This is a genomic window from Microbacterium algeriense, assembly GCF_008868005.1.
Lineage (GTDB): Bacteria > Actinomycetota > Actinomycetes > Actinomycetales > Microbacteriaceae > Microbacterium > Microbacterium algeriense.
The window spans coordinates 1,197,768-1,211,348 of the sequence record NZ_WAAO01000002.1 but is presented as its reverse complement, the minus strand read 5'-3'; the positions used below and the strand labels follow the sequence as shown (position 1 = coordinate 1,211,348).

The window sequence follows — 13,581 nt, the reverse complement described above, 5'->3', positions numbered from 1 at the left end:
GCATGTTCCAGAAGATCCTTGTGGCGAACCGTGGTGAGATCGCGATCCGCGCATTCCGTGCGGCTGTCGAGGTGGGAGCGCGCACCGTCGCGGTCTTCCCCCATGAAGACCGCGGCTCGGTGCATCGGCTGAAGGCCGATGAGGCGTACGAGATCGGGGAGCGCGGTCATCCTGTCCGCGCCTACCTGAACGTCGACGAGATCATCCGCGTCGCCCTCGAATCCGGCGCGGACGCCATCTACCCCGGCTACGGGTTCCTCTCCGAGAACCCCGAGCTCGCGGCGAAGGCGGCGGCGAACGGCATCGTCTTCATCGGGCCGCCCTCGTCGGTGCTCGAGATGGCGGGCAACAAGGTCGAGGCGAAGCGGCACGCGGTCGAGGCCGGAGTGCCCGTCCTGCGCTCCACCGAGGCGTCCGACGACGTCGATGCGCTCGTCGCGCAGGCGCAGGAGATCGGGTTCCCGCTGTTCGCCAAGGCCGTCGCCGGCGGCGGCGGTCGCGGGATGCGGCGGGTGGAGACCTTCGGTGAACTCGCCCCCGCGCTGGCCGAGGCGATGCGCGAGGCCGAAAGCGCCTTCGGCGACCCGCGGATGTTCCTGGAGCAGGCGGTGGTGCGCCCACGGCACATCGAGGTGCAGATCCTCGCCGACAAGACCGGCGAGACCGTGCACCTGTTCGAGCGCGACTGCTCGGTGCAGCGGCGTCACCAGAAGGTCGTCGAGATCGCTCCCGCGCCGAACCTGGACGACGACATCCGCACCGCGCTGCACGGCTACGCGGTCGCCTTCGCCCGCTCGATCGGGTACGAGAACGCCGGCACCGTCGAGTTCCTGCTGGAGACGGCGGGGGAGCGCGCCGGCGAGGTCGTCTTCATCGAGATGAACCCGCGGATCCAGGTCGAGCACACGGTCACCGAGGAGGTCACCGACGTCGACCTGGTGCAGAGCCAGATGCGCATCGCCGCCGGGCAGACCCTCGCCGAGCTGGGGCTGCAGCAGGAGAACCTGCACCTGCGCGGAGCCGCGCTGCAGTGCCGGATCACGACCGAGGACCCGACCCAGGGATTCCGTCCCGACACGGGGAAGATCACCACGTACCGCTCTCCGGGTGGCGCCGGCATCCGCCTCGACGGCGGCACGGTGCACCAGGGCGCGCAGATCAGCCCGCACTTCGACTCCATGCTCGCGAAGCTGACCTGCCGTGGGAGGGACTTCCCGGCCGCCGTCGCGCGGGCGCGCCGTGCCCTCGCGGAGTTCCGCATCCGCGGCGTCTCGACCAACATCCCCTTCCTGCAGGCGCTCCTCGAGGACGACGCCTTCATCGCGGGGGATGTCAGCACCTCGTTCATCGACGAGCGCCCGGAGCTGCTGCGCGGGCGCGTGTCGAAGGACCGCGGCACGAAGCTGCTGAACTGGCTGGTCGACGTCACCGTCAACAAGCCGCACGGCGCCCACCCCGGCGTCGTCGACCCGGTTACCAAGCTGCCGGAGATCGACCTGACCGCCGAGCCGACGCCCGGTTCCCGGCAGCGTCTGCTCGAGCTCGGACCCGAGGGCTTCGCCCGCAGCCTGCGCGAGCAGACCGCGCTGGCCATCACCGACACGACGTTCCGCGACGCGCACCAGTCGCTGCTGGCGACCCGCGTGCGGACGAAGGATCTGGTCGCCGCTGCGCCCTACCTCGCGCGGCTGACCCCTGGACTGCTCTCGGTCGAGGCCTGGGGAGGGGCGACCTACGACGTCGCGCTGCGGTTCCTCGGCGAGGACCCGTGGGAGCGGCTGGACAAGCTGCGCGCGGCCTTGCCGAACATCGCGATCCAGATGCTGCTGCGCGGACGCAACACGGTCGGCTACACGCCCTACCCCACCGCGGTCACCGAGGCCTTCGTCGCGGAGGCGGCGGCCAGCGGCGTCGACATCTTCCGGATCTTCGACGCGCTCAACGACGTCGAGCAGATGCGCCCGGCGATCGAGGCCGTGCGGAACACCGGCACGGCCGTCGCCGAGGTCGCCCTCTGCTACACCGGCGACCTCCTCGACCCGGCGGAGGATCTCTACACGCTCGACTACTACCTCGGCCTCGCGGACCAGATCGTCGCCGCGGGCGCGCACATCATCGCGATCAAGGACATGGCGGGTCTGCTGCGTCCCGCGGCCGCGGCGAAGCTCGTGTCGGCGCTGCGGGAGCGGTTCGACCTCCCCGTCCACCTGCACACGCATGACACCCCCGGCGGCCAGCTCGCGACCCTCCTCGCGGCCAGCGCCGCGGGTGTCGACGCGGTCGATGCCGCCTCGGCTCCGCTTTCCGGTACCACCAGTCAGCCGTCGCTGTCGTCCCTCGTGGCCGCGCTCGCGCACACGGATCGCGACAGCGGCATCTCCCTGGCCGGCGTCTCGGACCTCGAGCCGTACTGGGAGGCGGTGCGCCGTCAGTACGCGCCGTTCGAGTCCGGGCTTCCCGGGCCCACAGGCCGCGTCTACCACCACGAGATCCCTGGCGGGCAGCTGTCGAACCTGCGCCAGCAGGCGAAGGCGCTCGGACTGGCGGACGACTTCGAACTCATCGAGGACATGTACGCCGCCGCCGATCGCATCCTCGGACGCGTGCCGAAGGTGACGCCGTCGTCGAAGGTCGTCGGCGACCTGGCGCTCCACCTCGCCGCGGTCAAGGCGGATCCCGCCGACTTCGAGGCCAACCCCGAGAAGTACGACGTGCCGGATTCGGTCGTCGGGTTCATGGCCGGAGAGCTGGGCGACCTGCCAGGGGGGTGGCCGGAGCCCTTCCGCACCAAGGTGCTCGCCGGTCGCTCGGTGCGCACCGGGCTCACCGCGATCTCGGCCGATGACGAGAAGGCCCTCGGCGGGACGAGCGCGGAACGGCGCTCGCGACTGAACACGCTGCTCTTCCCCGCACCCACCGCGGAGTTCGCCGAGCGACGGGAGCTGTTCGGCGACCTGTCGGTGCTCGACACGAGCGACTACCTGTACGGGCTCGTGCAGGGGCAGGAGCACCAGGTCGAGATCGATCGCGGCGTGCGTCTCTACGTGGGTCTGGAAGCGATCGGCGACGCGGACGACAAGGGCATGCGTACGGTCATGACGACGCTGAACGGACAGCTGCGTCCGGTCTTCGTGCGCGACCGCTCGGTCTCCGTCGATGCGCACGAGGTGGAGAAGGCGGACACCTCCGTGCCCGGTCAGGTCGCGGCGCCCTTCTCCGGCGTGGTCACTCTCAAGGCCGAGATCGGCTCCGCCGTCCGGGCCGGGGAGCCGGTCGCGTCGATCGAGGCGATGAAGATGGAGGCGGCCATCACGGCGCCCGTCGACGGCATCATCGAGCGCCACGCGATCGCCGAGACGCAGCAGGTCGACGCGGGAGATCTTTTGGTCGTCATCCGTCCGGCGCACTAATCTTGTGCGGGCGAGGGCCGCGCACCAGGTGCGCACCCGAGGCTCGCGCAGGCTGGGAGTGACAATCGTGACACCGAAGAACACCGCTGACCCCGAGGACAACCCGCTGGGGGTGCTGGACGAAGCCGCGTCGCTCGACACGGCAGGCATCGGCATCCTCGGCAGGACCGCTCAGGTGAGCGTGACGCTGCCGAAGGACGAGGATGACGACCTCGCCGACGACGGGATCGTCGAGGGCGAGGTCATCGGCGACCTCGTGATCGACCCTCCGCGTGAGGCGGACCGGAAGCCGAAGATCGCGACGGCCCCGATGCCGCCGGCGGAGCGCGCGAAACCGGAGATCGCCGAGTCCACCTCCGCGAGCACCGCGAAGGTGGAGGAGGAGTCGGCGGTGACGGGTGAGATCGAGCAGCCCTCCGTCGCCGAGCCCATCGTGATCGACGTCTCAGCCCTCTCGACGACGACGGAGGACGTCGTCGACGCCGATGTCGTCGAGGACCCGAACCCCGACGCCGAGCGGCGGGAGTCGACCGCGGCGTCGACCCCGGACGTGGAGGAGCGCGACGCGGACGACCTCGCGGACGAGCGGGCGGCGGCCGCCCGGTTCCTCGCCAAGGCCCGCAGCGAGAACGGAGCCGATCGCCCTGCGACGTCGTCGCCCGTGCAGGCATCCGCCGAGAAGGAGACCCCGACCGTGTCCAGCCCCGAAGACCGCTCCGTCGTGCCGCAGCCCGTGAGGACCACGCCGCGCACGGACGTCACGCTCACCTCCAAGCGCCTCGACGACCTGGGGGAGTCCTCCCGGGAGTCGGCCGACCTCCTCACCGCGGATCGGCTGCTCGACCCGCATCGGGTGGCGAAGCCCGAGCCGGAGGGTGCGTGGAGTCACTTCCTGTACGCGGTCTCCGGACGCCGCATCAACATCGGCGACGGACGGCGCGCGCGTGAGCGCAAGGCGCTGTCGGCGCGGATCGCTGCTCCGCTGGCCGGCGGCGCGCGGTTCGTCCCCGTGCTGTCGCGCAAGGGCGGCGTGGGCAAGACGACCATCACGGCGCTCCTCGGCATGGCGTTGGCCGATGCCAGGGAGGACCGTGTGATCGCCGTCGACGCGAATCCCGACCGGGGCACTCTGGCCGAGCGGATCGTGCGGCCCCACCACAGCAAGTCCGTGCGGGATCTGGTGCGGATCCACGACGACGTCAAGGGCTACCACGACATCTCGGCGATCGTGGCCAGGGACGCGACGCGGCTGGACGTGCTCGCCTCCGACGCCGATCCGCGCATCGCCGAGGCGTTCAGCGACAGCGACTACCGCGACGTCGCCGATGTCGCGGCGCACTACTACTCGCTGGTCCTGACCGACACGGGCACCGGGATCGTCCACTCCGTGATGTCGGCGACGCTGGACCTCGCGGACCAGATCGTCATCGTCTCCGGGCTCAGCGTCGACGAGGCCCGTCTGGCGTCCGAGACGCTCACGTGGCTGGAGACCAACGGCTATGCGGAGCAGGCGCGCGAGGCGATCGTCGTGCTCAACCAGTCCACGCCTGGCACCCCGCTGGTGCGCCTGAACGAGCTCCAGGCGCACTTCGCGACCCGCGCACGCAGCGTCGTCCGCGTCCCGTACGACCCGCAGATCGCGGGAGGCGGCACGATCGTCTTCGCGAACCTGCTGCCCGAGACGCGGGTCGCCGCGCGTGAGCTCGCGGCGCTGCTCGTCGAGGGCCTGCGGGCCAGGGCCGCCTGATGGCGGTCCGTGAGATCCGCATCTTCGGCGACCCCGTCCTGCGGACGGTGTGCGCGCCGATCGAGGAGATCGACGACGGCGTGCGGGCCCTCGTCGCCGACCTCGTGGAGACCGTCGAGCTTCCCGGCAGGGCCGGTGTCGCCGCCCCGCAGATCGGCGTCGCGCTTCGTGCCTTCAGCTACAACATCGACGGCGACATCGGGTACGTCCTGAACCCGGTGCTGACCGAGGTGCGCGGCGAGCCGGTGCCGACAGGGGAGGGATGCCTCTCCGTGCCCGGTCTGTGGCACGACGCGCTGCGCCACCCCTGGGCCCGCGTCGAAGGCATCGACCTCGACGGCGAGGCCGTGGTGCTGGAGGGCGAAGGGCTGCTCGCCCAGGCGCTGCAGCATGAGACCGACCACCTCGACGGCAAGCTGTTCCTGTCACGGCTCGACCCCGAGACGCGCAAGATCGCGATGCGCGAGGTCCGCGAGAGCTCCTGGTTCTGAACCCCGGCGACACGAAGAAGGGCCCCGCGCAGGCGGGGCCCTTCTTCGTGTCGAGGACGTCAGCCGATCGGGACGTTCGTCGTCGCCACGGGCTCGTCGTAGATCGCGGCGATCTCGTCCGCGAAGTCGTTCATGATGATGTTCCGCTTGATCGAGAGCTTGGGGGTGAGGTGCCCCGAGGCCTCGGTCCACTCCGACTCGAGGATCGTGAACTTGCGGATGGACTCCGCACGGGAGACCCGGCCGTTCGCGGCATCCACCGCGCGCTGCACCTCGGCACGGACGGCCGGGTTCTTCGCGGCGTCCGCGAGCGACATACCCGCCTCCAGGCCGTTGTTCGCGAGCCAGGTGGGGAGCATCTCCGGGTCGAGGGTGATCAGCGCCGAGATGAAGGGGCGCTGGTCGCCGACCACGACGACCTGGCCGATGATCGGGTTCGCGCGGATCGGGTCCTCGAGGGCGGCGGGCGCGACGTTCTTGCCGCCGGCCGTGACGATGATCTCCTTCTTGCGCCCCGTGATCGTGAGGAACCCCTCGGAGTCGAAGCTGCCGATGTCGCCCGTGTGGAACCAGCCGCCGTCGCTGAACGCCTCGGCCGTCGCCTCCGGGTTGTTCCAGTACTCCTTGAACACGTTGATGCCGCGCACCTCGACCTCGCCGTCGTCGGCGAGACGGACGCCGACACCGGGGAGGGCGGGGCCGACCGTGCCGATCTTTGACTTGTCGGCGAGGTTCACCGTCGCCGGAGCCGTCGTCTCGGTGAGGCCGTAGCCCTCGAGGATGACGACGCCGAGGCTGTGGAAGAAGTGCCCCAGGCGCGAGCCGAGGGGAGCGGAGCCCGAGACGGCGTACACGACTTTGCCGCCCATGGCCTCGCGGAGCTTGCTGTAGACGAGCTTGTTGAACAGGGCGAACTTGAGCTTCATCCCGAACGGGATCTTCTTGCCTTCTTCGAGCAGCTTCGAGTGCTCGATCGCGACGTCGGCCGCGGCGCGGAAGATCTTGCCCTTGCCCCCGGCCTCCGCCTTCTGCTCGGCCGAGTTGTACACCTTCTCGAAGACGCGAGGGACGGCGAGCAGGAAGGTGGGCTTGAACGAGCCGAGAGCGGGGAGGAGCTGGCGGGTGTCCGGCTGGTGTCCGGTCCGCACACCGGCGTGCACATCGAGGATCGAGATGAACCGGGCGAACACGTGCGCGGTCGTGATGAAGAGCAGCGTCGAGGCCCCGGGCGTCTGGACGACCTCGTCGAGCGCCTTGGCGGAGTTGCGGGCGAGCTCGACGAAGTTGCTGTGCGTGAGCACGCAGCCCTTCGGCCGGCCGGTCGACCCCGAGGTGTAGATGAGGGTGGCGATGTCGGATCCGACCGCGAGGGAGCGGCGCCGCGCGATCTCCTCGTCCGCCACGGAGACGCCCTGCGCGGTGAGGGTGTCGATGGCTCCCAGGTGCAGCTGCCACACCTCGCGGATGAGGGGGAGGTCGCCGCGCACCTCGTCGACACGGGCGAAGTGCTCCGGCGACTCGACGATCAGGGCGGTGGCTCCGGAGTCCTCCAGGATCCACTGGATCTGGGACGGGGAGCTCGTCTCGTAGATCGGCACCATCACCGCGCCGGCGTAGAACAGGGCGAAGTCGACGAGCGTCCACTCGTACGTCGTGCGCGCGAGGAAGCCGACCTTCTCGCCGGGCTGGATGCCGGCGGAGACGAAGCCCTTCGCCAGCGCGATCACGGCGGTCTGGAAATCGGCGGCGGAGATGTCGCGCCAGCCGTCGCCTTCCGGCACCGAGAACAGGGCGCGATCGGGAGTGGCTTCGACGCGCTTCACCAGGAGGTCGGCGACGTTCGCATCGGGGTCGGCGGGGACGATCGCGGGGACTTCAAACTGGACCACGGCAGCTCCTTCGGTACCGGTCGGGCACGGGTGTCGTTCGAGTCTAGGGCATGACACCCGGTCGCGGATGAGGTGGAACTGGGTCGCGCGGCGGCGGGCTCGGCGAACCGGACACCGGCGGATCGCGGACGCGGCGCTAGACTTCACCTCGATGTTCTACTGGCTGATGAAGTACGTCGTGATCGGCCCCGTGGTCAAGGCGGTGTTCCGCCCCTGGATCGTGGGTCGGAAGAACGTGCCCGCGAACGGCGCCGCGATCCTCGCCAGCAACCATCTCTCCTTCGCCGACTCGATCTTCCTGCCGCTCGTGATCGACCGGCCGATGTCGTTCCTCGCCAAGAGCGACTACTTCACGGGTCGCGGCCTCAAGGGGTGGGCGACGAAGTTCTTCATGAAGGCCACCGGCCAGATCCCCATCGATCGATCGGGTGGCAAGGCGTCGGAGGCGTCCTTGAACACCGGGCTGCAGGTGCTCGGCGGCGGCGACCTGCTCGGGATCTATCCCGAGGGCACGCGGAGCCCCGACGGCAAGCTCTACCGCGGCCGCACCGGCATCGCCCGGATGGCGCTGGAGGCCAAGGTCCCCGTGGTCCCGGTGATCATGGTCGACACCGACACCGCGATGCCGATCGGCCGACGGCTGCCCCGCGTCGTGCGCGTCGGCATCGTCATCGGGGAGCCGCTCGACTTCTCCCGATACGCGGGCATGGAGAACGACCGCTACATCCTGCGTTCGGTCACCGACGAGATCATGGTGGCCCTGCAGCGACTGGGCGAGCAGCAGTACGAGGACGTCTACGCCTCGACGGTGAAGGACCGTCTTCCCGCCCGCGTCACATAGCCTCGGCGCGGAGCTCGGCATCGCGCGCGACCACTAGGCTGGAACGCATGCTCCCGCACCACATCGAAGCCCTTGATGCATGGCGCTCGCTTCCCATCAAGCAGCAGCCGCAGTGGCCGGACGCGGACCGCGTCGCCGACGTCTCCCAGCAGATCGCGACGCTCCCGCCGCTGGTCTTCGCCGGTGAGGTCGACAACCTGCGTGACCGTCTCGCTCGTGCGGCATCCGGACAGGCCTTCCTCCTCCAGGGCGGCGACTGCGCCGAGACGTTCGCCGGCGCGACGGCGGAGCAGATCCGCAACCGGATCAAGACGGTGCTGCAGATGGCCGTCGTCCTGACCTACGGCGCCTCCATGCCGATCGTCAAGATGGGTCGCATGGCGGGACAGTTCGCCAAGCCCCGCTCGAGCGACACCGAGACGCGCGGCGAGGTCACCCTCCCGGCATACCGCGGCGACATCGTCAACGGCTACGACTTCACCGAGGGCTCGCGCACGGCCGACCCCGGTCGCCTGCTCCAGGGCTACCACACCGCCGCCTCGACGCTGAATCTGATCCGCGCGTTCACCCAGGGCGGCTTCGCGGACCTCCGCGAGGTGCACTCGTGGAACAAGGGCTTCGCGCAGAACCCGGCCAACCAGCGCTACGAGCGCATGGCCGCCGAGATCGATCGTGCGATCAAGTTCATGGAGGCCGCCGGCGCCGACTTCGACGAGCTCAAGCGCGTCGAGTTCTTCACCGGTCACGAGGGTCTGCTCATGGACTACGAGCGCCCGATGACGCGGATCGACTCGCGGACGGACACCCCGTACAACACCTCGGCGCACTTCCTGTGGATCGGGGAGCGCACGCGTGAGCTCGACGGCGCCCACGTCGACTACTTCTCCAAGATCCGCAACCCGATCGGCGTCAAGCTCGGCCCGACGACCTCGCCGGAGACCGCGCTCGCCCTGATCGACAAGCTGGATCCGGATCGCGAGCCCGGTCGACTGACGTTCATCACCCGCATGGGTGCGGGCAAGATCCGCGACGCGCTGCCGCCGCTGCTGGAGGCCGTCCGCGAATCCGGGGCGCAGCCGCTGTGGGTCACCGACCCGATGCACGGCAACGGGATCACCACGCCGACCGGCTACAAGACCCGTCGCTTCGACGACGTGGTCGACGAGGTGCGCGGCTTCTTCGAAGCGCACCGCGCGGTCGGGACGTTCCCGGGCGGCATCCACGTCGAGCTCACCGGAGACGACGTCACCGAGTGCCTCGGGGGATCCGAGCAGATCGACGAAGCGGCGCTCGCGACCCGCTACGAGAGCCTGTGCGACCCGCGCCTGAACCACATGCAGTCGCTCGAGCTGGCCTTCCTCGTGGCCGAGGAGCTCGAGAAGCGCTGACGCCGAGCCCTGCACGCGAAAGCGCCCTCCCGATCCGTCGGGAGGGCGCTTTCACGTGAGCGTGGTCGATGCGGCCGGTCGGCGCGCACCTCATCCCGTGAGCTGGATGGAGAGGTTCACGGTGCCGTTGCGGGGGAGCGACTTGTCGGAGCCGGGGTCCTGTCCCGTCACGGTCGCCATCTCGGCGAATCCGGGCAGGTCGCCCCAGGCGGCGTAGGTCGCCTTGAAGCCGGCGTCGGAGAGGATCCGCTTCGCCTCGTTCAGGGTCTTGCCCGAGACGTCGGGGACCGGGAACAGCTCCGGGCCCTTCGACACGATGAGCTGGACGTTGTCCCCGGGGCGCCAGTTGCCTTCCTCGGCGCGGTCGGCGACGCCGATCACGATGTCGCGGTCGGTGTTGTCGCTGAACACGTACTGGGGGTCGTCGCCGACCACGAGGCCCTTGTCGGTGAGCGTCGATCGCGCCTCGTCGACGGACATTCCGGACACGTCGGGGAACGCGCCAGCCGAGACGTACAGCTCGACCGAGTCGTCTTCGAACACCTCGCAGCCTTCGCCGCAGGCGTAGGCGTCGCCGCCCGCGCGCGGCGTGACGTAGGCGTTGATCACGATGCCGGCATCGGCATCGGAGAAGAGCACGAGCGACTTCTCCGCGACGTTGACGTTGAGGCTGGCCAGGTAGTCGCGGGCGTCCTGCTCGGCGCGGCCGTTGAGGGCGTCGAGGGTGTGGTTGGCCGGGCCCGCCGACACGATGACGGTGACCGGGTCGCCCTTGTCCAGCCGTGTCCCCTCCGCGGGATCGGTCTCGATCACGGTTCCCTTGTCGATGTCGATCGAGAACTGGTCCTTCTGGCTCGGGACGAAGCCCGCTTCGGTGAGGGCGGCCGCTGCCTCGTCGTAGGTCCCGCCGGAGACACCCGGCACGGCGACCAGCGATCCGGGTCCGGAGCCGAACCACCAGCCGACCCCTCCGGCGAGCACCGCCAGCAGCAGGACCAGCGTGAGCAGGAACGCGCCGCGCGCGCGACGCTTTGAGGCCCGCCGACGCAGCAGTGTCGCGTTGTCCACCGTGACGGGTGCCGGCGCGGTGGGATCCGCGATCACCATCGTCCCCGGCATGACCTTGGTGAGGTCGCCGGAGTCGCCCTGGCTGTGTTGCGGAGCCGTGGCCCGAGCGGTCGCCGGGGCGATGCCGAGCTCGCGCTCGATCGCCCGCAGCCGCTCGAGCATCTGCTGCGCGTCGTCCGGCCGCTCGTCCGGCGACTTCTCGGTCGCCCACAGCACGAGCTCGTCGAGCTGCTCCGGCACCGCCGGATTGCGCACGCTCGGACGCGGCACCGACTCCGTGGCGTGCTGGAACGCGATCTGCATGGGCTGCTCGCCCTTGTAGGGCTGCTCGCCGACGAGCATCTCGTACAGCATGATGCCGAGGGCGTAGATGTCGCTGCGGGCATCCGCGGTGCCCCGCGTGACGAGTTCGGGGGCGAGATAGGCGATGGTGCCGAGCAGCTGCTGCCCGGTCGCCGTGTTCGCCGTGGTCGCTCGAGCCAGGCCGAAGTCCCCGATCTTGATGCGGCCGTCCTCGGCGAGGAGCACGTTCTCGGGTTTGACGTCGCGGTGCACGATGCCGGCGCGATGCGCGGCGGAGAGCCCCGCGAGGATCGCGTCCATGATCGTGATCGTCTGCGGCACCGTCAGCCGCTTCTGCTCGCGGAGCAGCTCGCGGAGCGTGATCCCGGGCAGGTACTCCATGACCAGGTAGGCGAGCTCGCCGTCCTGGCCCTGGTCGAACACGTTCACGACATGGGGGTCGGCCAGCCGGGCTGCCGCACGGGCCTCCTGGATGAACCTGCTCTGGAAGGCGGAGTCGTCGCTGAGGTGCGCGTGCATCACCTTCAGGGCGATGCGCCGTTCGAGGCGGAGATCGGTCGCCACGTAGACCGTGGCCATCCCACCGCGAGCGATCCGGGCGCGCACGCGATACCGGCCGTCGACAAGCCGCCCGATGAGGGGGTCGGCCTGCTGATTGGTCGTCACGTCAGAATTCTATGGAGAACTGCCTGAAAGGCAGGGGAGCGGCTCACCCCTGGGGGCTTCGGGTTTTCGGCGGAGGTCAACCGTAGAGGGCGAGCCAGGCGAAGGCCTGGGTCTCCCATTGCCCGTATTTGTGGGGATATGCGGAGATCTGCACCGCTTGGGCCGCGTCCGTGAAGGCCATCTTCTCCCACCCGGGGATGTCGAGGAGGCCGCGCGTCACGGTGCCGTTCGGATCCTTCGCGCCGCCGTAGAACACCCGCGTGCTGCGGTCGGCGTCCATGATCTGGGCCGGCGCTCCCCACCCCGTGCTCGGCCGCTGCTGGAAGATGCCGAGCGAGTCACGGTCGCCCCAGTCGAGGTTGCGCAGATCGGACTCGACCATCCCGGTCGCGAGGGCGATCGCGATCCCGCGGTCCGAGACGCCGAGCTCCCGGCCGATGCGGATGATGAGCGCGGCGTTGGCGGCCTGTTCCGGTGTGAGAGCCGCGGTCCGTTGTCCGCCGCCCGACGCAGCCGTCGGCGCCGGTGCCGCCGCGGGCGCGGCCCCGCGCACGGTCAGCTTCTGGCCGGGGTAGATGATCGAACTCGGGCCCAGGCCGTTCAGCGCGAACAGCGTCTGTGTCGTGGTGCCGTACTTCTTCGCGATGGCGAACACCGTGTCCCCCGCGACGACGACATGCGACGCGTCCGCGGCCGCTGCCGCCGGGGCGGGCGCCGGAGCGGGTGCGGCGGCAGCCGGTGCGGCGGCCGGTGCCGCGGCGCCCGAGACCCGGAGAGTCTGGCCGGGGTAGATCACGGATGCGCGATCGAGACCGTTCGCCGCCAGCACCGCATCCACCGTCGTGCCGTACTTCCGGGCGATCGCGTAGACCGTGTCCCCGGCGACGACCTGGTGCGTCTTCGCCTCGGCGGCCGGAGCGGGAGCCGCTGTCGGGGTCGCGGGTGCGGGTGCGGGTGATGACTGGAGCTTCAGCGTCTGGCCCGGGTAGATCACGGAGCGCCAGGACAAGTCGTTCCAGGCCAGCACGTCCGTCGTGCGCAGACCGAAGCGGCCGGCGATCGACGAGATCGTGTCTCCCGGAGCCACGACGTAGTTCGACGGTGCGGCCTGAGCCGGGAGCACGCGGGTCGGGGCGACGCGCAGGCGCTCGAGCGGGGTGCTGTCCTGCGCTGAGGCGGCGTGCGCCGGTGCGGCGGTGAACGACGCGGCGAGGGCGCCGAGCACAGCGGCGGGCACTCCCATCTGCAGGTGACGCGATCGGCGGGCGGCGGTCTTCAGGGTCACGGCGTGCCTCCTTTTTCCAGCCCTTCACGCTGACACGGGTGTAAACAGAAGTCAACAGAAGTGACAGAAGTGACGGATGTGACGAACGCGTCGACATGCGGCGTCCCGGCGGAGGTGAGATAGTGGGCAACGTGTCTGAGAACGTTGCAGGAACCCCCGCCGCTGCCATCGAGTGGCTCACGATGCCCGACCTCGTCGAGGCGCTGGATGTGCCCCTCGGCCGTGTCCGCCGTCTGATCGACGAGCACTACCTGGTCGGATCGCGTCGCACCGGCGTCTTCGCCGTGCCGGCGATCTTCATCGTCGACGGGCACCCGCTCAGCTCGCTGCGCGGCACCGTGATCGCGCTGCAGGACGCCGGCTTCTCCGACGACGAGCTGATCGACTGGCTCCTCGAGGAAGAGGAGACGCTCGGACGCTCTCCCATCGAGGCGCTCCTCGCCGGGCACAAGAGCGAGGTCAGGCGCATCGCGCGCACCCTCGCCTGATCCTC

General features: G+C 69.9%; 9 protein-coding genes. 6 read left to right on the top strand and 3 right to left on the bottom strand.

All coding sequences use genetic code 11. The features are described 5' to 3' along the window. Positions 1-2 precede the first annotated feature (2 nt). From F6A08_RS13445 to def, 3 genes are all read left to right on the top strand, one after another. Positions 3-3,410, top strand: a complete 3,408-nt coding sequence (locus tag F6A08_RS13445; RefSeq protein WP_151459670.1) for a pyruvate carboxylase — start codon at positions 3-5, stop codon at positions 3,408-3,410. 67 nt (positions 3,411-3,477) lie between these two features. Further along, positions 3,478-5,157: a nucleotide-binding protein gene (locus F6A08_RS13440; protein ID WP_151459669.1), complete on the top strand. Its 1,680-nt coding sequence runs from the start codon at positions 3,478-3,480 to the stop codon at positions 5,155-5,157. Then, positions 5,157-5,648: a peptide deformylase gene (gene def / locus F6A08_RS13435; RefSeq protein ID WP_017202862.1), complete on the top strand. Its 492-nt coding sequence runs from the start codon at positions 5,157-5,159 to the stop codon at positions 5,646-5,648. Before F6A08_RS13440 ends, def begins: the two co-directional genes overlap by 1 nt. 59 nt (positions 5,649-5,707) lie before the next feature. On the opposite strand, the gene F6A08_RS13430 is transcribed toward def, so the two are convergent. Continuing rightward, entirely contained in the window at positions 5,708-7,537 is a 1,830-nt protein-coding gene (locus F6A08_RS13430; protein ID WP_017202861.1) for an AMP-dependent synthetase/ligase, read from the bottom strand. Positions 7,538-7,688: 151 nt separating this feature from the next. On the opposite strand from F6A08_RS13430, the gene F6A08_RS13425 reads away from it, so the two are divergent. Beyond that, positions 7,689-8,378, top strand: coding sequence for a lysophospholipid acyltransferase family protein (locus tag F6A08_RS13425; protein ID WP_017202860.1), 690 nt, complete (start codon positions 7,689-7,691; stop codon positions 8,376-8,378). 47 nt (positions 8,379-8,425) lie between these two features. After that, positions 8,426-9,766, top strand: coding sequence for a class II 3-deoxy-7-phosphoheptulonate synthase (locus F6A08_RS13420; RefSeq protein WP_151459668.1), 1,341 nt, complete (start codon positions 8,426-8,428; stop codon positions 9,764-9,766). Positions 9,767-9,856: 90 nt separating this feature from the next. Here F6A08_RS13420 and pknB read toward each other — a convergent pair whose 3' ends face one another. Next, positions 9,857-11,803: a Stk1 family PASTA domain-containing Ser/Thr kinase gene (gene pknB, locus F6A08_RS13415; RefSeq protein WP_151459667.1), complete on the bottom strand. Its 1,947-nt coding sequence runs from the start codon at positions 11,801-11,803 to the stop codon at positions 9,857-9,859. 76 nt (positions 11,804-11,879) lie between these two features. After that, complete coding sequence (locus tag F6A08_RS13410; RefSeq protein WP_225855829.1) at positions 11,880-13,088, bottom strand: LysM peptidoglycan-binding domain-containing protein; 1,209 nt, start codon at positions 13,086-13,088, stop codon at positions 11,880-11,882. A gap of 122 nt (positions 13,089-13,210) precedes the next feature. Here F6A08_RS13410 and F6A08_RS13405 point away from each other — a divergent pair, with 122 nt between their 5' ends. Then, a complete protein-coding gene (locus F6A08_RS13405) occupies positions 13,211-13,576 on the top strand; it encodes an Rv2175c family DNA-binding protein (RefSeq protein ID WP_017202855.1) in 366 nt (121 codons plus the stop codon). The last annotated feature ends 5 nt before the right edge of the window (positions 13,577-13,581 follow it).